The sequence below is a fragment of the Neobacillus muris genome, from assembly GCF_943193175.1.
GTDB classification, from domain to species: Bacteria; Bacillota; Bacilli; order Bacillales; family Cytobacillaceae; genus Neobacillus; species Neobacillus muris.
This window is the reverse complement of record NZ_CALPDF010000006.1, coordinates 83898-104503: the sequence shown is the minus strand read 5'-3', so window position 1 is coordinate 104503 and position 20606 is coordinate 83898. Positions and strand designations below refer to the sequence as shown.

Sequence of the window (20606 nt, the reverse complement as noted above, 5' to 3'; positions counted from 1 at the left end):
TTACCTTAACTTTATACAGCGTTTACATTATAAACAAAACCTGTATATACAAGTTTTGTTTACGCTTTCATTTTATCTTGTATATACAAGTGTGTCAACTATATTTTTATGTTTTATTCCTATGAAATTGGTTCCAATATATTTTGAAAACTGTCCGTAAATTAAAACTTTTGTCTCAAATTTTTCTTTATTGCGTTAAATCGTTGAAAGAAAATTTGGATAATGGTAAAATATACATGTTTAAATTCTTCTGAGTTTAGACCTCCTAATTTGAGTGCTTTGCCAAACTGGCTAGGCGCTTATTGGGCCTTTGACTGTTCAAAGGCTCCTTTTTTCTTCCATCCCTTTTTCTGATATGATATAAAGAGGATGGTTAAAATTGGGGGATTCATATGGTGGAGTTCAAAACCTTTGAAGGCTGGCACCAAGAAATCTGGGAAAAGGTTAGGCCTATTTATGAGCAGGCATTTTCCAATAGAGGCGGGAAACCTGAAAAGGTTATCCGGTATATGCTTTTGAAAGGAATTAGTTCTTTACATATAGCTTATATTGGCGACCGTGCTGTCGGCATGGCCTTAACTGGCTGTTTAAATGGGGGCCGTGCTTTGGTCATTGACTATTTAGCTGTCGACCAAGATTACCGAAACCAAGGAATCGGCCGAAAACTAGTCGCCTATATAAAAAGATGGGCAACGGAAAAGGGCCTATTTGACAGTATCATTATTGAAATTGAGGCGGACCATTCTGATGAAAATAGTAAGCGCAGACACTTTTGGGAAGAATGCCATTTCACACTGACCGATTACGTTCACCATTATATATGGGTGCCAGAACCATATCAGGCCATGTATTTGCCTCTTGTCCCCGCTAGCAATGTGCCGGTAGAGGGGAAAGCGCTATTTCGGTATATTGGAAAGTTCCATAAAGAAAGCTTTAGAGAGGCTTAAATAGTTGGTTATATGTGTGAAAGTAGATTGATTGAACATATGAACTAGTTAGAAACCATGAGGAGGCATTTAGATGAAAGGACAAGCTGTACCTTATTTAATGTTTAACGGAAATTGCCTTGAGGCGCTGGAATTTTACAAAACGGCATTTGGGGGAGAAATTTCCCATGTGCAAACTTATGAGCAAGCAGGGTATAAGATACCTGGGGCAGAAAACCTGCTTATTCATGCCCGTTTTCAAAAGGATGATTTATCTATTATGGCCTCCGATGCTTCACCAGGCTCTTCGATTGTTGCAGGGAATCAGATTTCATTAGTATTAGATTTTGAAAGTGAAGAAGAAATCCAGTCAGTATACGATGTGCTGAGCAAAAATGGAGCTGTCCAAATGGAGTTGCAGGATACGTTCTGGGGAGCCAAATATGGCAAAGTAAAAGATGACTATGGGGTTATTTGGGACTTGAACTATCAAAAATAAAATGACAAAAAGCACCGGTTGGTGCTTTTTGCCATTTTGGATTTCAAATTCTATTTTGATGGAAGTAGTCTCATTCTAAAAATCTATCTTTCCATTCTGGCAATGGGAGTAGGCTGCATTCCTTTTTTCCAAACCATTTATATCGGTTACGAGCGATGATTTTATATATAATATCCCGGATCGGGGCTGGAATAATAAGCAAGCCTCTAAGCAGCTTCCAGGCTCCCTTTAAGTAACAGCAAACTTTAAGGGCGGCAGTAGATTCCATAAAGGGTTTGCCATCCTCTATTAATATTAAACTATCTAAGTTCAGAGGGAGGCTGTACTGTCTTAATAACTTTTGCCCTATATCACTTTGCAGTGAAGCAAATTGAAAGTATCTCTTTGGATCTCTTTTTAAAATAAATTGGACACTGCCGGAACAAAGGCTGCATTCGCCATCAAACAAGATAATCCGCACTATCGTCCACACCTGCCCATTTAAAAATTTAATATCACTTTGTATCTTGGTTAACTTAATTCCGTACCGATATCCTCGAACCCTTGGGTTTTTTTGAATTTCATTTTGTGAGGGAAATTGGCAAGTGCTTCTGAAGGGTCTAATTGGATAAAATTTAGTCTGCTCAAAGTAAGCCTGTCATATTTTACTGTTAAGATTATTACCTTTTCCTTATGGCCAGTGGCTGAATTGAGCCGGTCCTCGTAAGCATGAACATAGACGTGAGTTACCGGGAGCAAGGCCAGCATGTCTCTAGCTATTCTTAATGCGCAGCTGCACACATAATCTTGGCATAGGTCATAATAGGCTGTTTTCGTCAGGTCCTTTTCAGATAATTTTCCTGTTTTCGTGAGTGTTTGAGATTTCTTCGGTATCACGGTTTCTGCATTGACATCAAAGGATACATGAATTTCATAGGGGTTGTCGGTGCCAAATTCAAAACCGCTGCCAAACTCCACAAGGTCATCGAGCGGAGCCATTTCTTGAATGACTTCATAATAGGCGTCGATGTCACGATTTAAGACCCGTTCAGCTATGTCATGCATATGCCTCCAACCGTTTAATAGTTCCATATCCTGGACTTTTGCTGCATTAACGGCTTCTTGGAGCTGCCTTAGTTTAGTCTCATCCCGGTTAAATAATCGATCCAAAAGACCCGGTTGATAGGTTTCAAGCTGCTGGCGGGCGGCTTTGGTATTGGGACCATCTTGATTATCCTGGAAGGGCGGTTCTCGCCGTAAAATCTCACGCCAATCGATTGGTTCATCACATTCATGGTGGATGGAACGAATCTGCTCTATCCGGTTTTCATATATATCCACTTGCAATCTAGCATATTCCATTTCCTGCAGCTTCTGCTGTTCTCTTTGAAGCCTGGCTAATTCGTTTCGCCTATGATAGGCTGGTGTTTTGTAGGATTTGCCCCCAGTAGTTGTGGAATAGGATAAGCCTGACCCAGGAATTCCAACAGTAGTGGTTTTTCTGCCGCTGCTATGGATGGAGTATCTCAAGCCTGGCCCGCCAAAACTGACTCCGACACCGCGTTTTCCCACATTCATTCTGATGCCAGGGGCAATTTTAATACTTTTTCTAAATCTTAAGCCCATTGTCTTTCCTTCTTTCAAAAAATGGTTAATAAAATTATTGCATTCTTGTCGTAAATTTACAATAATCACCCAATCCATTTATTGTTAGCAATAGGAACTTTTGTTTGCCCACTGAAATTTTCCTTCTTATTATGAATTAAAGTTACCACTACAATATTCATAACATAAAATGGAATGATTGAAAAAGGGATATCACACGGATTACTTTAACAATTATGTAGGAGCGAAAAACTGTGACATTCAACAACCAAGAAGAACTCATCCAGCAAATCATCGATATCTATCTAAACATTAAGCAAATTTGTGAGAATATCATTAAAGAGTACCCGGTTGAAGTGGGAGTGATGAATCGAGATAATTTACTCGCATTCCTTGCCTTTCAAGATAATATTTCTGTCCAATTGGAACAGAAGTTAGTGGACGAAGGCCTGGCATCACTCGTACACTCACATTGTCATATTGTTTTTAGCATCGTTCAAATTTTAAAAAATCTAGGTGTCGATGAATTGCCGCAGAGCGACCTATCAATAGTCACTCCATCGAAATCGAAAGAGATTTTGCGATTACGTGCAGAAGCCTTACTAGGGAAGAAGGCAATTTATCATCCGTCAACGGTAATGGTTACACTAGATGATTCCATGATTCGTAAGCAGCAAATACTAGAGGATTTATTGATAAATGGCATGACAATTGCCCGTATTAATTGTGCCCATCATGATGAACGGACCTGGGAACAGATGATCGGAGCGTTACGGAAAGCGGAGCAAATGCTGCTTCAGAAAGGGAAAAATGTTGGGAGCTGCAAAGTATTTATGGATTTGGCCGGTCCAAAGGTACGGATTGGGAAACTGCAGAATAAACAGATATTTGTAGGGAAAGGGGATTTACTGCGATTGTACCTAGATCGCCAACAAGCTGGGCATCCTGCAGCAGCAGATAGTCCTGCCGGCGTTCCTGTAACCAATAGGAAGGCTTTTTACAATATTCGAGTCGGGGACTCCATTTTTATTGACGATGGAAAAATTCATGGGAAGGTCCAAAAGATCACAAATGAGTATGTTCAATGTGAAATCGTATCTCCGTCAAGGCAGCGACAGAGAATAAAAGAGCAAAAGGGGCTAAATCTGCCTGATTCTCTTATGAGTTTAAACGTTCCTGCTCTGACAGAGAAGGATGTCCAGGATTTGTGCTTTGTGACAAAACATGCCGATATTGTTGGCTTATCCTTTGTCCATTCACCTCTCGATTTGAGAAAACTGAGCGATCAACTAAAAATACATGACGCAGCAAATTTGGCAGTGGTGGCAAAAATAGAAACCAAAGATGCCGTCCACCAATTAGCTAGAATTATCCTGGAGGGACTAAACTTCGAAAAGTTCGGCGTGATGATTGCCAGAGGAGATTTAGCAGTTGAGGTTGGCCTTGAAAACTTATCTTATGTACAAGAAGAAATACTGACGATTTGTTCGGCTGCCTACATTCCTGTCGTTTGGGCAACAGGTGTTTTGGAAAAATTGACAAAAAAAGGGATTCCTTCGCGTTCGGAAATAACAGATGCTGTTCAAGGATTGAGGGCTGATTGCATCATGCTAAATAAAGGTCCCTTTATTGTCGACACAGTTAAGCTTTTGAACAAATTGCAAAAAACAGTTCATCCCAGTCCAGCACGGAAACAAACACAAAAGGGCAGGATTGCTGATCAATATGGGATATGTTAATCCTTTGCTATAAAAAACGACCTATTTTTATAGGAATAGGTCGTTTCCTCCATTGTAGTGGTGGTGACTTATACTTTACTAATAAAAGCCTCCAACGAAGCTCGCCCCTACAATGATCAGCAGAATAAATAGGACGACAATTAGGGCAAAACCTGCTCCTGTACCTTCTGCACCGCTCATGCAATCACCTCCGAAACCTAATTACAATACAGGTTATGTAAAAGCGTGTGATATCGTATAGACAAACATGCCGCATTGAGGTAGAAATATAAAAAAAATTAGCCATAACCTGCCACATTATTTATTTGACAATAATCGTTTCCTATTTTACAATTATCTTGAATTCGAGATAATTTTATTGTGTTTAAAGTCGTTTTGGTTCATTTTAATAGGATCTTTGTACAAAAGGAAAGGGTGATTTTCTTGTTATCCATTGACCTATCAGCGCAGACAGAAAGAGACAATTATAAATTATTGATTGGAAGTATTATTCCAAGGCCAATTGCCTTTGTGACGACGTTGACAAATGGAGGAATAATCAATGGGGCGCCGTTTAGTTATTTCAACGTAGTAGCTTCCAATCCTCCGCTTTTGTCCTTGTCGATTGGCCGGTCAAATGGCCGGCAAAAGGATACGGCAAGAAACATTTTAGACAAAAAAGAATTCGTCATCCATATCGTCGATGAACAAAACGTAGAAAAAGTAAATCAAACAGCCGCAGGTCTCCCCTGTGATCAAAGTGAAATTGATCATGTTGGATTTACTCCTGCTGCCAGTTTGAAGGTTTCCGTGCCCGGAATTAAAGAGTCGAAAATCAGGATTGAGTGTGTATTAGAAAAATATTTAGAATTGGGGGACGGAGAAGCTCCAGTCTGTGATTTTATCATCGGCAGGGCGGTTCAATTTCATATTGATGATGAGATTTTTCATAACGGCAGGGTGGATCCTCAAGGATTGGCTGCGGTTGGCCGATTGGCCGGGCATGATTATGCGAAAATCGGAGAAATCTTTACATTGGAAAGGCCTAAATAGGATACTTTAAGGCAATTAATATGGTGAAATTTTTGCCACGTAGTGGTACAAGCGAAAGGGGATATAAGAATGAAACATATCTATCAAAAAGGGAAAGATCCATCTCGCCCAACATTGCTGTTGCTGCACGGAACGGGAGGTAATGAATTGGATTTATTGCCGCTTGCAGGAATGATTGATGACCAAGCCTCTGTATTAAGTGTCAGAGGAAACGTATTAGAGAACGGCATGCCACGTTTTTTCCGAAGATTGGCTGAAGGCGTTTTTGATATAGAGGACCTGATTTTCCGTACAAACGAATTAAATGATTTTCTTGATGAAGCAGCCCAGAAATATGAATTTGACAGGCATTCTATTTTGGCAATTGGTTACTCAAATGGAGCTAATATTGCCGCCAGTTTATTAATTCATCATCAAAACGCATTAAGCGGCGCGATTTTACATCACCCGATGGTGCCCAGAAGAGGGATAGAGCTCCCTGATTTGACAGGAAAATCAGTTTTTATTTCGGCAGGAACGAATGACCCGATCTGTCCGCAGACAGAATCAATGGAGCTGGAATCTTTATTAACGAGGGCCCATGCTCAAGTGGAGCTGTATTGGGAAAATAGAGGGCATCAACTGACTATCGAAGAGGTAAATGCTGCAGCGGCCTGGTATAAAGCAGCCTATTTAGGAGGGGAATAGCATGCATTTATTGGGGCTGCACCATGTCTCCCTTTTGACTGGCAAAGCGGAAAGAAATTACGAGTTTTTTACAAAAGTTCTAGGAATGCGATTGGTCAAAAAAACGGTTAACCAGGATAACACAGAATCTTACCATCTTTTCTATGCGGATGCCGAAGGTTCACCAGGAACGGAGGTTACTTTTTTTGACATTCCTGGGCTGGGGCATACCTATCATGGGACTTCGGATATTTCCACTGTCTCTTTACGGGTCCAAACCACCGAATCCTTGCTATTTTGGAAAAAGCGATTTGAAAAGTTTCAGATTGTCCATGGGGAAATAGAAAAACGGGCAAATCGCGACACATTAGCTTTTCAAGATTATGAAGGAACTTCTTTAAGACTGGTTGCGGATAACGGCGAACAAGGCGTACGGGCAGGGGTGCCCTGGAAACGGGATGATATCCCTCTTGAGCATGCAATTATTGGTTTAGGTCCAGTAACGCTGACTGTCTCAAAAAGTGAACCAACCATTAGCGTATTAACTGAGGTTATGGGATTTCGTTTTATTAGTTCCTATCCTTCAGGAGCCGGAAATTTTCCAGATATCATGGTTTATGCAACTGGAGAAGGAGGAAGCGGTGCGGAAGTCCATTTGGAAACAAGACCGGATTTGCCCAAGGCTCGTCTAGGACGTGGAGGTGTTCATCATGTCGCCTTCCGGGTTCCAAATGAAACAGAATACAACAAATGGCTGGATCGGTTAAATGAATACCACTTGCCAAATTCGGGGAAAGTGGAAAGATATTACTTTAAAGCATTATATTTTAGAGAGCCAAATGGCATTTTGTTTGAATTATCGACAGACACACCCGGATTTGCGAGGGATGAACCTGTTGAAACAATGGGGCAAGCGCTTGCTTTGCCGCCATTCCTTGAGCCACTCCGAAAGGAAATAGAAGAAAACTTGCGGCCGTTGGAATTGGAATAAGAGTTTAGCGGGAAAAGGCAGTCTTAGCAACTGCCTTTTTAGCATTTGCTGGAATTAGGTGCTTCCAATCTCTATTTATAACTTCGAAATGTTGCAGTGCTATAATTGAAGTGAGGATATTTTTTTATTTAAGCAATGGGGAAAGGCCGTAGTAGAAATGGATTCAACAAATAGTGCAAAACTATTAATTCAGTAAGGAAAGAACGTATTATCAAGCATGAGGGAGCTAAAGAGGATCGCTCAGAAAAAAGGCAAAAATTGAAGCAGGGTCGATACAGTCGAGTTATGATGACATATTGACTGGATTTAATGATATGGAATATGCACTGGAAACTCACGAATGAAGGTATAGAATAACGAAACAAGGCAGTGTCGTTGACTGCCTTGTTTGTTTACGAATTGGCCTGAATAAATGACTTAATCTCCTGCGGCAGGATGGAAGTGTCCCAAGGATGCCAGAAAAAGGTTTGGCCGTCAAACTGCAGATCATATTTATAGGCGATTGGTCCATCCGTATAAAAAACCATTTCGTAGTAGACAGGGTCACCTTGACTGGCATCAGGCTGAAAATTGGGTTTCACCTTGCTGGACTTGAGGAGTTCCAGAAATTGTTGCAGCTCGTCAGGATGATTAATTTCTGTTATTTTTTGGGGTCCTTGGCCCGAATAAAGGTGGAAAATTTCGATGCGGAAGACTTTGTCACTAGGCATATTTTTAAAGTACCAGTGGTACTTGCCATCTTCATTATAATAGACGCGATATCCATTGATGTCTGTTGAAGATTTGATTGCGAGCAAATTGGGCTCGCCTTTTATGGAATAAATTTCTGTCCCTTTCGGATGAAAAGCGGCATCCCCGTTTTTGGTTTTATAGTTTGGATTGGTCACGTTTCCGTCCACTTGGAACTTGATAGTACCAAGTTTTTCCCCGATAAATTTTTCATCGGATAAGACACCATCATATATCCCCAAATATTCTTTTTCGTCCCATTTCACAAAATCGACCCAATCAATAATCGAATGACTTAATGGTATATTTTTACAGGGAGTTAATGTGAATATCATTATGATCATTAGAGCCAGTCGTTTCAACTTAATCCCCCTTAACTATATTGATGAAACCTTTAGAGATCAGGGGCAAGTAGAAAATTTATTACCTTATGCAGCTTGATTTAATTGAGAAGTTTAAAATTACGGTTTCTCCCGTCCTGATCGGCAGCGGGTTGCCGTTATCAAGGAGAAGATCAACCTTAAACTTATCGAAAACAAGACATTTGATTCTGGAGCCATAGGCCTCATTTGTAAAGCCTGAGCTGTTCCATCCGGCTGATTAGTTTTTTCCTATCATTAAATGAAGTTGAGATAGAATTTAAATAATGATTTTGATAGTATAGAATATATGGAGTTTTCAAAAACAGAAAAATCAAAGGAGAACCCTAATGAAGCAATTATGGCACGGCGGCAAAATTTACACGATGGAAAAAGAAAATGAAACTGTAGAAGCAGTACTAGTAAAAGATGAAAGAATACTAGCTACAGGTACATATCGGGAGCTCAGTCCTCAGGCAGATGAGGAAATGGATCTAAAGGGAGCCGCCATGTACCCAGGGTTCGTCGATAGTCACTTACATATTATTAGTTATGGTGAAAAGCTGGCCAGGCTTGATTTGACAAAGGCTAAGTCAGCACAAGAGATGCTTGAAATGGTGAAGACCGCTGCGGAGACGACCCCTCCTGACCAGTGGTTATTTGGTGAAGGCTGGAATGAAAACAATTTTGCGGATCAACGGATTCCAACGCTTGTAGAGCTGGATGCGATTCGGAAACAGCCCATTCTGCTGACAAGGATCTGCCATCATGTAGTGCTGGCCAATTCGGCTGCGTTGGAAGCAGGAGGCATTACTAAGATGAGCAAATCTCCATCAGGTGGAGAAATTGGCCGGGATGCGCAAGGAAAGATAAACGGACTTCTATACGATCAAGCAGCTAATGCTGTAACGAATGCAATTCCAAAAGAAGGGGAGGCGTATATTGACTATTTGACTAAAACTGCTGATCAAGCGATTAACGATTTGCTTTCCTATGGATTAACCGGAGGTCATACGGAGGACATGAGTTACTTTGGCAAGTTTGCCAATCCGCTGACAGCGTTCCAGCGCGTAATTGGAGAAAAGCGCCATTTTAGGGTGAATTTGCTGCGTCATCATGCGGTATTTAAGGAAATGATGGAAGCTAATGTCCAATTTGAGGAACCATTCATTGAACCAGGTGCAATGAAAATTTTTGCGGATGGAGCCTTGGGAGGTGCTACTGCAGCGTTATCTCAGCCCTACTCTGATCAGCCAGGCAATAAAGGCCTGCTTATTCACACAGATGAAGAATTAGATGCTTTAGTCAAGCTAGCTCGTGAATTCGATGAAGCTGTAGCTGTGCATATAATTGGTGATGCAGGGGCGGAGCAGGTCCTTAAGTCAATTGAAAAATATCCCATAACCAATGGAAAACGAGATCGTTTGATCCATTGCTGTGTTTTGCGGGAAGACTTGGTCAAAAGAATGGAAAAGCTGCCGGTGGTTCTCGACCTTCAGCCTGCCTTTGTCCCATCAGATTTTCCTTGGGTCATCAAACGGCTGGGGGAGGAGAGGCTGGATTGGGCATACGCCTGCAAAAAACTAGTTGACCGCGGATTTATGTGTGCAGCTGGTACAGATGCTCCCATTGAAGAGATAGACCCGCTCATAACTATTTACGCTGCGGTAGAACGAAAAAAACCAGGCGCTTCCCATGATGGATATCTGCCCAAAGAAAAACTGAGCCGCTTCCAAGCAATTTGGATGTATACGGTGGGCAGTGCACTGGCCATCGGTAAGGAGCATGAACGAGGTATGATCAAACGCGGTTATGCAGCGGATTTTTCTGTATTTGACCATGATTTATTTGATGGAACTACATTGGACATGCTTCAAACAAAAGCGGTGAAAACGGTTGTAGCAGGAAGGATCGTTTTTGAACGAAAACTATGATGAATGGGAGTGGTTCAGCTATCAAAAATCAAGCGTTCTTTTATAAAAATAAAAAACCACATCTGTGGTTTTTTAATCACGCATTGCCCCTGCTTCTCGGGAGGTCATAGCACCTTGTCCCTCATTAACATCTTGTTGGATTTCTTGTTTGACTTTTTGCGCATTCGTTCCTGCAAATTCTGGCTTCATTATAGAACCACGGTCATCATTTGATGTTTGATCCTGTTTCATTCAGGTCCTCCTTCATATATTTACTAGTTAACAATCTTATTATTGCGGCAATTGGAAGAATATAATCGCATTATTTTTTAAAAGAACCAATGCAAATGATAAAGACCGCTGAGAAGTTCAGCGGTCTTTATCATTTGCATAGTCCCAATACTTCAAAGTATCCTCTTTTCCGGTCGGCTCACTGCTAACGATGTTCCCATCCTTATCCCGGACAATTTCGTATTCCTGATAGGTTTCAATGATATACCCATCTTTCTTTTCTGTTTTCTCCAATTTTTCCACCACTTCCGGTTCATCGTCTGTTGGCTGCACATCGGCCGGCTCCGCAATCACAGGCTGATCGGCGGTATAGGAGTGATTGATGTTTATAACAGAGAAGGGCGAATCTAGGTATGCTGCAAAAACTAATGTGAGGATAAGTAATACAAGATAAAATAGAGGGCGTTTTTTCATGATCCTGGCTCCTTTGATCATTGAATCTCCTATCCCATTTTATGCATGTCCAGTCTAAACTTATTCCTTTAAGATTCATTTGGCAGCCTTGATTTGTTTAATTTCGGCCGGTAAACCAAGAATAGGACGAATGCTGCCGCTGTTATAATAATTCCCGATAGGTAAGGAAGGCTTGCCCATTGCAAATACAGCCATCCGCCCAGTGTAGGTCCAATAATTCTCCCAAGGGAATCAAAAGAGGACAAAAGCCCCGTAGAACTGCCGTGATTAGAATCCGACAATTTCGTCAAAAGAGAAGAGACGCTAGGACGAATGACCCCATTGCCAAGTCCAAATATTGTTAAGAAGATCGCAGCTGTCATAAAGCTATGAACCAGTAAAATCAAGCCAAATCCGATAGCTGAGACAATCATGCCGCCAAATATTACCGCATTTTCTCCAAAGCGTTTGGTTAATTTTCCCACCAGTCCGCCTTGCACAAATGCGCTGCCTAATCCCATGATCATGAAAATATAGCCTAGCTGGGTTGAATCCAAACCGGCCTTTTTATTAGCAAAATAGGCAAAGGTCGCTTCCAAACCAGCCAAGGATAATGAAATGAACAGCTGCACAAAAAATAGAATGGAGTTGGCGGCATGAAAGGACTTCCAAATGGAAGTCCTTCTAGTTTGTTGAGAGTCATTCCTTTGTTTTGATTCTTTTAATAAAATTAGTACAAGGAACACCGTAATAAGTGAAGAGGCACTAGCCAGATAAAACGGCATATTTAAATTGATCTTTGAAAATATCCCGCCAATTGCCGGGCCGAATACGAATCCTAAACCTGTCGCTGCACCCACCATTCCCATACCTTTTCCCCGGTTTTCCTCCGTGGTAATATCAGCCACATAAGCCATTGCAGTCGGCATATTGGCGGAAGAAAGAATCCCGCCGATGATTCTGGCAGCGAACAGCATCCAAAGCTCTGTCGACATTGCTTGAATAAAAAAGGAAAGTGCGAGACCGGCAATTCCAATCATCATCACCGGCTTTCTGCCAATCCTGTCAGAAACCTGTCCCCATATTGGGGCAAATATAAATTGCATCAATGAATAAACGGACATTAAAAATCCCAGTTCTGTTGAGTTTGCCCCCATTTCTTCCGCATAAAAAGGCAATACCGGGATAATTATGCCGAAGCCAACCATCACCAAAAACATAACGATAAATAAAATCGGCAAAGCGGTTTTTGTTTGCAATACCTGGTTCACTCCTCTTGTCGAAATAGACTATTCTATGTAATTAATGAAACCTATACACAATTATGGCCCAGCAAGTTATCCTATGCAACCAAAATTACCGTCCAAGGGAGTGGTTTTGGTAAAGGATCATTTTCAAACATTACAAAAAAATACCGGCCGAAGCTGCCTATCAGCTGGCCGGTGTCCTATTTCACTGCTTTCCTAGTACTTTCTGATGCAAAGTCGGCAATGATTACAAGAATCATGTAACAAATCAACAGCAAGGTGATTTGGGTATAATCAAAATAGCTCATCGCCAGTTTAAAGTCCATTCCAAGACCTCCCGCACCGACAAAGCCCACTACGATTGTGGTTCTCATAATCACTTCCCAGCGGTAGAGAATATAGGTCAAGAACCTTGGCATGACAATAGGCAGGATCCCATAAAAAAAGGTTTCCAGCTTTGAGGCGCCCGCAGCGGCCAGATTTCGAATCGGGCGGGGGTCCATATCTTCGATGACTTCTGCCCAAAGCTTGCCAAGTATCCCAAAGTTGTGGAGTGCCAAGGCGATGGCCCCAGGGAGGAGTCCAGGTTTAAAGATAAAAATAATCATCATTGCCCATACTAACTCTGGTACAGACCTTGAAAATATATAAATAACCCGAACAATCCAAAACATCAGCGAATGATACCACTTTTTATTGCCGGTTAATTGCCCGTTTGCCATGTTTCGGGCAGCGGGGATCACGGTTAAGAATGCGGCAATAGTGGAGAAACCGATTGCCATAATACTCATTTCGAGAGTTTCAAGCGTCAGTTTAAAAGCGTTTGACCAGTTGCTGGGATCCAGAAAAGCGGGATTTTCATTGTTGAAGCCAAACATGCCGCCGAAAAACCGTTTTGACGCCCCGATATTTTGATCTGAGACCAGTTCGAAAATATGGGCATTTTCATTAAGTACGATAAATATCCATGAGACAAAAATCATCAAAATGGCAAACCCAACTGATATCCACCCAGAACGTAAGCCGCTCTTTGCTTGGTGGTCTGTTAAGGATTTTCTTACTACATTACTCCAAAAATCCACCAAAATCACCAGGCCAACTAAGAACAGGACAAAGGCCCATACTCTGTCATAACGCAGGTCTTGCAGTGCCAGTTGAATTTCGTAACCGAGTCCTCCAAGTCCCACAAAGCTCATAATGGCTGAAGAACGAATGGCACATTCAAACCGATACATCGTGTAGCTGATAAAATCCGCCCATACTAATGGCAAATATCCGTAAATCAGTGTTTGCAGCTTAGAGGCTCCAGCTGATTTAAGTGCATGAATCGGCTCTTTCGGCACATCTGCCAGCATATCGGCAAAAATTCTCCCGAGAATCCCGCCATAGGGGATTGCTAGAGCGAAAATGGCGGAAAACGGAGAAAGTCCGACTGCTGCCACAAACAGCCAGGCCCAAATCAATTCATGAATGGACCTTGTAAAACCGAGAATGCCTCTAAAAATGACTTTGTTCGTGATTCGCGCTGCTTTTGCAGAAGTGATTACACCAGAGGCAAGTATTCCGACAATAAAAGCATAAATGATGGCTAGGGACATACCGGCAATTGCGTAGGCGAGAGTGATCCATGCTGATTCAAAACCCTTTGCCAGCACATCCGCGGATAAATCTGGCTGAAACAGTCCTTCAGCTATTTGCAATAGGGTTGGCCCACCGCCTGAGTGCAGCAGGTCCTTTGAATTCCACTCAATTGACGACAGACTCCAGATAAAAACGGCAGCAAGCAATAGGGAAAGAAAAAAACGGTTATGAAGACGAAGTGAAGAAACTAGCTTCATACGGTTTCACCGCTTTTTAACTGGTAAAGTTGTGCTAATATATCATCGGTGACTTTGTCTGTAGGTAAATCAAAGAAGATTTTTCCATTTTTTAAAGCGATAATTCTTGTGAAATATTTCCGGGCAAAGTCCACAGAATGTAAACTTGTTATTAAGGTTTGATTTTCCTCCAATGAAAGGGTTATCAGCATATTAAGAATATCGTCAGCTCTGGCTGGGTCCAACGAGGCAACTGGTTCGTCCGCTAAGATAATTTCCGGCTTTTGCACCATAAGTCTGGCCATGGCGACTCGCTGCTGTTCACCACCAGATAATGTGGAGGTGATTTCATTCGCTTTGCCGCGCAGCCCTACTCGGTCCAATGCCTGAATGGCGGAAGCCTTTTCTTGGGGAATGAGTAAGGAGAGAAGGGACTTAAGGGTTCCCCATTCATGTAATCTCCCTGCCAGGACATTGTGAATAACAGCAAGCGGGCCGATAAGGTCAAATTGCTGGCGGATCACACCAACTTTTTTTGCAAAAACCTTTCCCTTTTTATAGAAGGAAAGGGGCATTGCATCAATCAGGAGTTCACCGCTCGAAATAGGCACCAACCCAGCAATGGAATTGAGCAGGGTGGTTTTTCCGGCCCCGCTTGGTCCGATTAAGGCAACTAATTCTCCTTTTTTGATGGTAAAAGAAAGGGAAGATAGGGCTATCTTCCGCTCAAATTGTTTGGTTATGTTTTTCGCTTCAATCATTGTTTTTGAAGACATTTATGTCTACATCCTTCTATTTGATAATCTTTAAATCCTTCGCAACCTTTTCAATCATTTTATAATTGTCATTATTGGTTTCAACAAAACTGTCCGTTTGGAACAAGTCAGCAATATCTTTTTGATCTCCCGTAATGGAGAGCAGGGCCTCTTTCACCTTTTGCTTGGTGCCTTTTCCGAACACTTCTTCTACATTGCTGTTAATCGTCCAGTTGTAGTCAAAATATGCCGGTGTTGTATAAAAAACTTTTACTTTGCTTGTGTCTACTTTCCCTTCATTTACTGCTGCTTCCCAAACCGCTTCGTTTAAGGCTCCTGCTTTAAAGGCCCCTGATTCTACTAATTTATATGTTGCGTCATGGGAACCGGAGTAATTTGGCTTGCCATCTAAATCCTCATCCGGGTTAATGCCGGCTTCAGTCATAAAGTACCGAGGCATTAAATGTCCTGAAGTGGAGCTTTCGCTGCCAAAAGTAAACGGTACGCCTTTTAAATCTTCTAGTTTAGAAATTCCAGAGTTTGGCTGTGTAATGAACACCGAATGGAACTCAGCATCACGAGGACGCTGTACAATCGATTCTGCATCTGGAACAAGGTTTCGAGCCTGGACACTTGTTAAACCGCCGAACCAAGCCATATGAATTTCGCCGCGCTGGAAGCCTGTTACTAATGCTGCATAATCTACAGAAGGAACGAACTCCACTTTTAACCCTGTTTTTTCACTCAAATAATCAGCAACAGCCGTCATTCCTTTTTCTAGGTCTGCAGCATTTTGGTCAGGTATTGCACCAATTTTAAATACCTCATCGGTTTTCGCGTCTTTTGATTCTTCTTTTGATTTATCTTCCTGCTGGCCACATGCCGCTAAAGAAAAGGCCAATATGGATAGCACGAGAATTGATAGCCATTTTTTCATTAAAAATACCCACCTTAGTTGTAATAGGGCTAACGGTTGATTTGTCTAGCCTATATCATTATAAGAAAAGGTATTTTTTTAATAAATTCATTTTATCTATTTTGTAAATAACAATTTATCGATTTTATAAATAGGAAATGATAGGAAATTGTAAAATACGTGCATAATCAATAAAAGCCCCCTGCATGTAAGAGCAGGGGGAAAGAAATGTCTATACTGTTAATTGTGACCATTCTTCGACATTCCATACTTTGGTCACCCAATCTTCGTAGAAATCCGGTTCATGGCAAACAAGCACTACGGTTCCTTTATAAGCTTTTAGAGCCCGCTTCAATTCTGCCTTTGCATCAATATCTAAGTGATTTGTCGGCTCGTCAAATAGAATCCAGTTGCTTTCTGTCATCATCAGTTTGCAGAGGCGGACTTTTGCTTGTTCGCCGCCGCTTAATTGACTCATTGGGCGGGAGATATGGTCATTTTTCAAACCGCATCTAGCCAAGGCGGCGCGGACTTGATGCTGATCCATGTGCGGGAAGGCATTCCAAACATCGTCAATCGGTGTTATATTTCCAGCCTTGACTTCCTGCTCAAAATAAGATGGAAACAGAAAATCGCCGCGTTCAATTTTACCGCCAAGCGGATCAATTTTACCAAGCATAGTTTTAAGCAAGGTCGATTTTCCGACTCCGTTGCAGCCAATGATGGCCACTTTTTCACCGCGTTCCAGGGTCATATTCATTTTTGGCAGGAGCGGGTGCGAATAGCCGATCTCTAAATCTGCAGCTTCAAAAACATAACGGCTGCTGCCCCTGGATTCCTTAAACTCAAATGTCGGTTTAACCGCGGTTTCCGGACGGTCAATACGCTCCATTCGATCCAGCTGTTTCTGACGGCTTTTTGCCCGGCCAGTGGTAGAATAGCGAGCCTTATTTTTCGAAATAAAATCTTCTTGTTTTTTTATAAATTCCTGCTGTTTTTCGTACGCATTAATGTGCTGGTTTTTATTAATTTCCGCCAATTCCAGGAACTTTTCATAGCTGGCTGTATAGCGGGTCAGTTTGGAAAATTCCAATTGAAAAATAATATTTGAAACATGATTCATAAATTCTGTATCGTGGGAAATCAGAATAAATGCATAGGGATAATCCTTTAAATAGGATTGCAGCCATTGGATATGTTCCACGTCCAGGTAGTTTGTCGGCTCATCCAAAAGCAAAACCTTTGGCTGCTCCAGCAGCAATTTGGCAAGAAGAACCTTGGTACGCTGGCCGCCGCTGAGAGCCGCAACGTCACGGTCCAGCCCAATGGCATCCAGACCTAAACCTCTTGCTGCTTCTTCAATTTTGATATCCAGGGAATAAAAGCCGCCGGCATCCAACGCATCTTGAATTTCACCCATTTTTTCCAGCAATTCCTCAAGTTCTTCGGGCGTGGCATCCGCCATTTTGGCCGTTACTTCATTTAATTCATTTTCTTTTTTATATAAAGGAAGGAAGGCGTCACGCAGAACATCACGCATTGTTTTTCCGGGTGTCAGGACGGTATGCTGATCCAGATAGCCATAATGGACACCAGGTGTCCATTCTACACGGCCGCTGTCATGAATCAATTGTCCGGTGATGATATTCATAAGTGTGGACTTTCCAACACCATTTGCTCCGACTAGTCCAACATGGTCTTCAGCTAATAAGCGAAAAGAAACTTCTTTAAATAAAGTTCGGTCGCCAAATGTATGAGATAAATTTTCAACGTTTAATAAGCTCATTTTTCTTCGTTATCCTCACTTTGTAGATAAAATCGTACATTCTTCCATCATACTAAATTTTTAAGGAATCGACTAGGATTTTTATCATTTATATATTGTAAATAAGTGGTTTATAAGAATAGTCCAACAAAGCTTTTGGACAAACTAAAATAAAAAAAGGAAATTTGAGTATGATTGGAATTATTTTATCAATAATCGCATTTAATTATTTCGCCTTTTCTGGAAAGAAAACATTATCAGGTAATCAACTGCTGCATGTTTGGACCTTTTCTGTCGCTTTTCAAACTATATTTGATGTATTTGTTGAATTTAAGTACCATGCTTACTGGTATTTTAATAAAGAGGTTGATTGGGAAGGGGTATTGCCTCATTTTTTCGTAGTTCCCCAGGCCAATTTTATTTTTCTGAAATGGTTTCCTTTTAAAGCAGAACGAATGAAAAAAATTATCTATATTCTCTTATTTACCTTATTTATTGTCCTATATGAGCTTGTAACACTACTGCCTGAACCATGGGGTTATTTCCACTATGGCTGGTGGACAATTTGGCATGCAGTCATTGTCGATCCCATTCTTTTGCTTATCTTATTAGGGTTTTATAGGCTGGTAAGAAAGCTTGAGAAACGTGCCTCTCGCAATTATTAGTTAAAATTAGTGAAACAATCCCTAATGAAATAGCATAAACAGCCTTGGAACTTGTACATATACTAATTGTATGATGAGGAGGGGATAGTTTGGCAGCGAATTGGGATGGGGTTTCAATTGGCACCGTCTCCGGAGGGATTGTAAACTTCGGAGGAGCGATTTATATTTCTCCTATTTCGATTACGAAATCTATATCAAGTTCAGACTCGGAAAGTACCGGACAAGCTGATGCGGCGAATTCGGGAGTGGGAAACTGGCCAGGAATAACCAGTCAGGGGTTCATTCCTGGGACCAGCACGGTGCAGTAATCTTAATAGAAAGAATAAGACGGAGCGTAGTCTGACTCCGTCTTATTTTTGTCATTCTAAGAAACTTTTAATTTTTGCCCATTCTGAGTCTGCTTGATTGGCTTCTTTACAACGTTAAACACAAGATTAAGAATGATCGCTGTAAGGCTGCCAGCCACAATCCCGCTGTTGGAAAGGATTTTGACGGTCTCAGGAAGCTTGGCAAACAGGTCAGGAACGGTGGTAACACCCAGCCCCACAGCAACCGAACATGCGATAATGAGCAGGTTTTCTTGGGAGGAGAAATCGACCTTACTCAACATTTTAATACCTGATGCAATCACCATTCCAAACATCGCAATCATGGCGCCGCCAAGAACGGAAGTAGGGATGACGGTAGTTAGTGCGGCAACCTTTGGCAAGAATCCCAAGAATACTAAAATACCGCCAACAGTATAGATGACCCGCTTATCTTTAACACCCGAGAACTGAACAAGCCCTACATTCTGTGAAAAAGTGGTATAGGGGAAGGAATTGAACAAGGCTCCAATTACGCTTGCCAAACCTTCAGCTCGATACCCTTTCACTAAATCTTCTTCTGATAATTTTCTTCCAGTAATATCACTTAATGCAAAATATACACCAGATGATTCCACAAGACTGACAATCGCAACCAGTGTCATCGTGATAATTGGGGCGATTTCAAATGATGGTGCAGCAAAATAAAATGGAGTTGCCATATGGAACCATGAAGCATCGCCTACTGCTGAAAGATCCACTTTTCCCATAAACGCAGCAGCAATAGTTCCTGCGATTAACCCTAATAAAATCGAAATGGCACGAATAAACCCTTTTGAAAGACGGTAAAGAATGATAATAAATAAGAGCGTTCCAAAAGCAAGGGAAATATTAGAAATCGAACCAAAATCAGGACTGCCTTCACCGCCCGCAACATTATTCATGGCTACAGGGATTAGGGTTGTACCAATAATGGTGACAACAGAACCTGTCACGACAGGAGGGAAGTAGCGGATTAGCTTTCCGAAGTACCTGGCGATCAGCATGACGATCATACCGGATACCAAAATCGAACCGTAAATGGAGGATAGGCCATATTGCCCGCCGATAGCAATGATCGGGCCAACAGCCGTGAACGTACAGCCTAATACGATTGGAAGTCCAATGCCAAAGTATCGGTTCTGCCACACTTGCAGTAACGTCGCAATTCCACTTGTCAGTATATCTATGGAAACTAAGTAGGCCAGCTGTTCATTGGACAGCCCTAGTGCTCCGCCGATTATCAGCGGAACAATCACGGCTCCAGCATACATGGCTAAAACATGTTGTATACCTAATGAGGCTATTTTCATTGGATGTAGTTTCATTTCACTGTTTCCTCCACTTTTTCATTAATAAATATTACGTTGCCATCTGAAAGGGACATAATTCGTGCTAGTGATTCCACGCGAATCCCCAATTGTTGAAGTTTTTCTGCTCCTTGCTGGAATGATTTCTCGATAACAATTCCAATTCCCGCAATATCTGCGCCGCCTTGTTGAACCAATTGGAGCAGCCCCAGTGCCGCCTGGCCATTGGCTAAAAAATCATCGATAATCAGTACGCGGTCTTTCTTGGATAGATACTTTTGAGATATGGATATTTCAGTCATTTCGTTTTTGGTAAAAGAATATACAGAAGCCGTTAATAAGTCCTCAGTCAGTGTCAGTGATTTTCTCTTTCTGGCAAATACCACTGGAGCATTCAGATATAATCCCGCCATAATGGCAGGAGCAATGCCTGAGGATTCAATCGTGACAATTTTGGTGATGCCGTCTTTCTCAAATAGCCTGGCAAACTCTTTGCCAATTTCCTGCATAAGTACAGGATCCATTTGATGATTTAAAAAAGAATCCACCTTTAGTACATGTTCTGACAGAACTCTGCCATCTTTCTTAATTCTGTCTTCTAATAACTTCATGTAAAGCCCTCCTTAAACAATAAAAAGCCCAAAGGTTATTCCTCACAATACTAG

The 20606-nt window shown here is 41.6% G+C and carries 22 protein-coding genes and 1 pseudogene; 10 read left to right on the top strand and 13 right to left on the bottom strand.

The features are described from left to right. Positions 1–392: 392 nt before the first annotated feature. Positions 393–947, top strand: coding sequence for a GNAT family N-acetyltransferase (locus tag NFS43_RS06580; RefSeq protein ID WP_251550692.1), 555 nt, complete (start codon positions 393–395; stop codon positions 945–947). A 73-nt stretch (positions 948–1020) separates the two neighbouring features. Then, entirely contained in the window at positions 1021–1425 is a 405-nt protein-coding gene (locus NFS43_RS06575; RefSeq protein WP_251550690.1) for a VOC family protein, read from the top strand. A gap of 70 nt (positions 1426–1495) precedes the next feature. On the opposite strand, the gene NFS43_RS06570 is transcribed toward NFS43_RS06575, so the two are convergent. Then, a complete protein-coding gene (locus tag NFS43_RS06570; RefSeq protein ID WP_251550847.1) occupies positions 1496–1888 on the bottom strand; it encodes a thiol-disulfide oxidoreductase DCC family protein in 393 nt (130 codons plus the stop codon). Positions 1889–1935: 47 nt separating this feature from the next. Beyond that, positions 1936–3030 (bottom strand): DUF4236 domain-containing protein, encoded by a 1095-nt coding sequence (locus NFS43_RS06565; protein WP_251550688.1) that lies wholly within the window; start codon positions 3028–3030, stop codon positions 1936–1938. A gap of 233 nt (positions 3031–3263) precedes the next feature. On the opposite strand from NFS43_RS06565, the gene NFS43_RS06560 reads away from it, so the two are divergent. Continuing rightward, positions 3264–4748: a pyruvate kinase gene (locus NFS43_RS06560; protein ID WP_251550686.1), complete on the top strand. Its 1485-nt coding sequence runs from the start codon at positions 3264–3266 to the stop codon at positions 4746–4748. A 78-nt stretch (positions 4749–4826) separates the two neighbouring features. Here NFS43_RS06560 and NFS43_RS06555 read toward each other — a convergent pair whose 3' ends face one another. After that, positions 4827–4928, bottom strand: coding sequence for a YjcZ family sporulation protein (locus tag NFS43_RS06555; protein WP_251550684.1), 102 nt, complete (start codon positions 4926–4928; stop codon positions 4827–4829). A gap of 243 nt (positions 4929–5171) precedes the next feature. Here NFS43_RS06555 and NFS43_RS06550 point away from each other — a divergent pair, with 243 nt between their 5' ends. From NFS43_RS06550 to NFS43_RS06540, 3 genes are all read left to right on the top strand, one after another. Continuing rightward, the gene (locus tag NFS43_RS06550) at positions 5172–5780 is read left to right on the top strand and encodes a flavin reductase family protein (RefSeq protein WP_251550682.1); all 609 of its coding nucleotides are present in this window, start codon (positions 5172–5174) and stop codon (positions 5778–5780) included. 69 nt (positions 5781–5849) lie between these two features. Further along, the gene (locus tag NFS43_RS06545; protein ID WP_251550680.1) at positions 5850–6467 is read left to right on the top strand and encodes an alpha/beta hydrolase; all 618 of its coding nucleotides are present in this window, start codon (positions 5850–5852) and stop codon (positions 6465–6467) included. Between the two features lies 1 nt (position 6468). Then, complete coding sequence (locus NFS43_RS06540; protein ID WP_251550678.1) at positions 6469–7437, top strand: ring-cleaving dioxygenase; 969 nt, start codon at positions 6469–6471, stop codon at positions 7435–7437. Positions 7438–7829: 392 nt separating this feature from the next. On the opposite strand, the gene NFS43_RS06535 is transcribed toward NFS43_RS06540, so the two are convergent. Continuing rightward, positions 7830–8528 carry a hypothetical protein gene (locus NFS43_RS06535; protein ID WP_251550676.1) on the bottom strand — a complete coding sequence of 233 codons (699 nt, stop codon included), beginning with the start codon at positions 8526–8528 and terminating at the stop codon, positions 7830–7832. A 59-nt stretch (positions 8529–8587) separates the two neighbouring features. Between NFS43_RS06535 and NFS43_RS24515 the strand changes: the two are divergent. Next, a pseudogene (locus NFS43_RS24515) lies at positions 8588–8748 on the top strand (dihydrofolate reductase family protein); the annotation flags it as partial. Between the two features lie 127 nt (positions 8749–8875). After that, a complete protein-coding gene (locus NFS43_RS06530; RefSeq protein ID WP_251550674.1) occupies positions 8876–10459 on the top strand; it encodes an amidohydrolase in 1584 nt (527 codons plus the stop codon). Between the two features lie 72 nt (positions 10460–10531). Here the strand turns inward: NFS43_RS06530 and NFS43_RS06525 are convergent, their stop codons facing one another. The 7 genes from NFS43_RS06525 to NFS43_RS06495 all read right to left on the bottom strand — a co-directional run bounded on the left by NFS43_RS06525 (position 10532) and on the right by NFS43_RS06495 (position 17643). Beyond that, the gene (locus NFS43_RS06525; protein WP_251550672.1) at positions 10532–10690 is read right to left on the bottom strand and encodes a hypothetical protein; all 159 of its coding nucleotides are present in this window, start codon (positions 10688–10690) and stop codon (positions 10532–10534) included. Positions 10691–10807: 117 nt separating this feature from the next. Beyond that, a complete protein-coding gene (locus NFS43_RS06520) occupies positions 10808–11143 on the bottom strand; it encodes a hypothetical protein (protein ID WP_251550670.1) in 336 nt (111 codons plus the stop codon). 68 nt (positions 11144–11211) lie between these two features. Beyond that, entirely contained in the window at positions 11212–12381 is a 1170-nt protein-coding gene (locus NFS43_RS06515; protein ID WP_251550668.1) for an MFS transporter, read from the bottom strand. 188 nt (positions 12382–12569) lie between these two features. Next, entirely contained in the window at positions 12570–14207 is a 1638-nt protein-coding gene (locus tag NFS43_RS06510) for a PhnE/PtxC family ABC transporter permease (protein ID WP_251550666.1), read from the bottom strand. Then, positions 14204–14962 (bottom strand): phosphonate ABC transporter ATP-binding protein, encoded by a 759-nt coding sequence (locus NFS43_RS06505; RefSeq protein WP_251550664.1) that lies wholly within the window; start codon positions 14960–14962, stop codon positions 14204–14206. The genes NFS43_RS06510 and NFS43_RS06505 overlap by 4 nt, the downstream gene beginning before the upstream one ends. Positions 14963–14978: 16 nt before the next feature. Further along, positions 14979–15878, bottom strand: coding sequence for a putative selenate ABC transporter substrate-binding protein (locus NFS43_RS06500; protein WP_251550662.1), 900 nt, complete (start codon positions 15876–15878; stop codon positions 14979–14981). Between the two features lie 211 nt (positions 15879–16089). Further along, a complete protein-coding gene (locus NFS43_RS06495) occupies positions 16090–17643 on the bottom strand; it encodes an ABC-F family ATP-binding cassette domain-containing protein (RefSeq protein ID WP_251550660.1) in 1554 nt (517 codons plus the stop codon). A gap of 170 nt (positions 17644–17813) precedes the next feature. On the opposite strand from NFS43_RS06495, the gene NFS43_RS06490 reads away from it, so the two are divergent. Further along, on the top strand, positions 17814–18287 hold the full coding sequence (locus tag NFS43_RS06490) for a hypothetical protein (RefSeq protein WP_251550658.1): 474 nt from the start codon (positions 17814–17816) through the stop codon (positions 18285–18287). Positions 18288–18376: 89 nt separating this feature from the next. Further along, complete coding sequence (locus NFS43_RS06485; protein WP_251550656.1) at positions 18377–18595, top strand: hypothetical protein; 219 nt, start codon at positions 18377–18379, stop codon at positions 18593–18595. 56 nt (positions 18596–18651) lie between these two features. On the opposite strand, the gene NFS43_RS06480 is transcribed toward NFS43_RS06485, so the two are convergent. Beyond that, entirely contained in the window at positions 18652–19959 is a 1308-nt protein-coding gene (locus tag NFS43_RS06480) for a nucleobase:cation symporter-2 family protein (RefSeq protein ID WP_251550654.1), read from the bottom strand. Further along, positions 19956–20552: a xanthine phosphoribosyltransferase gene (locus tag NFS43_RS06475; RefSeq protein WP_251550652.1), complete on the bottom strand. Its 597-nt coding sequence runs from the start codon at positions 20550–20552 to the stop codon at positions 19956–19958. The genes NFS43_RS06480 and NFS43_RS06475 overlap by 4 nt, the downstream gene beginning before the upstream one ends. Positions 20553–20606 lie beyond the last annotated feature (54 nt).

What these genes read in the sequence shown, in the direction of transcription:
- NFS43_RS06555 (WP_251550684.1), bottom strand. Translation starts at nt 4,928, where the DNA reads ATGAGCGGTGCAGAAGGTACAGGAGCAGGTTTTGCCCTAATTGTCGTC.
- NFS43_RS06575 (WP_251550690.1), top strand. Translation starts at nt 1,021, where the DNA reads ATGAAAGGACAAGCTGTACCTTATTTAATGTTTAACGGAAATTGCCTT.
- NFS43_RS06475 (WP_251550652.1), bottom strand. Translation starts at nt 20,552, where the DNA reads ATGAAGTTATTAGAAGACAGAATTAAGAAAGATGGCAGAGTTCTGTCA.
- NFS43_RS06525 (WP_251550672.1), bottom strand. Translation starts at nt 10,690, where the DNA reads ATGAAACAGGATCAAACATCAAATGATGACCGTGGTTCTATAATGAAG.
- NFS43_RS06510 (WP_251550666.1), bottom strand. Translation starts at nt 14,207, where the DNA reads ATGAAGCTAGTTTCTTCACTTCGTCTTCATAACCGTTTTTTTCTTTCC.
- NFS43_RS06495 (WP_251550660.1), bottom strand. Translation starts at nt 17,643, where the DNA reads ATGAGCTTATTAAACGTTGAAAATTTATCTCATACATTTGGCGACCGA.
- NFS43_RS06490 (WP_251550658.1), top strand. Translation starts at nt 17,814, where the DNA reads ATGATTGGAATTATTTTATCAATAATCGCATTTAATTATTTCGCCTTT.
- NFS43_RS06545 (WP_251550680.1), top strand. Translation starts at nt 5,850, where the DNA reads ATGAAACATATCTATCAAAAAGGGAAAGATCCATCTCGCCCAACATTG.
- NFS43_RS06530 (WP_251550674.1), top strand. Translation starts at nt 8,876, where the DNA reads ATGAAGCAATTATGGCACGGCGGCAAAATTTACACGATGGAAAAAGAA.
- NFS43_RS06540 (WP_251550678.1), top strand. Translation starts at nt 6,469, where the DNA reads ATGCATTTATTGGGGCTGCACCATGTCTCCCTTTTGACTGGCAAAGCG.
- NFS43_RS06580 (WP_251550692.1), top strand. Translation starts at nt 393, where the DNA reads ATGGTGGAGTTCAAAACCTTTGAAGGCTGGCACCAAGAAATCTGGGAA.
- NFS43_RS06565 (WP_251550688.1), bottom strand. Translation starts at nt 3,030, where the DNA reads ATGGGCTTAAGATTTAGAAAAAGTATTAAAATTGCCCCTGGCATCAGA.
- NFS43_RS06520 (WP_251550670.1), bottom strand. Translation starts at nt 11,143, where the DNA reads ATGAAAAAACGCCCTCTATTTTATCTTGTATTACTTATCCTCACATTA.
- NFS43_RS06480 (WP_251550654.1), bottom strand. Translation starts at nt 19,959, where the DNA reads ATGAAACTACATCCAATGAAAATAGCCTCATTAGGTATACAACATGTT.
- NFS43_RS06505 (WP_251550664.1), bottom strand. Translation starts at nt 14,962, where the DNA reads ATGTCTTCAAAAACAATGATTGAAGCGAAAAACATAACCAAACAATTT.
- NFS43_RS06500 (WP_251550662.1), bottom strand. Translation starts at nt 15,878, where the DNA reads ATGAAAAAATGGCTATCAATTCTCGTGCTATCCATATTGGCCTTTTCT.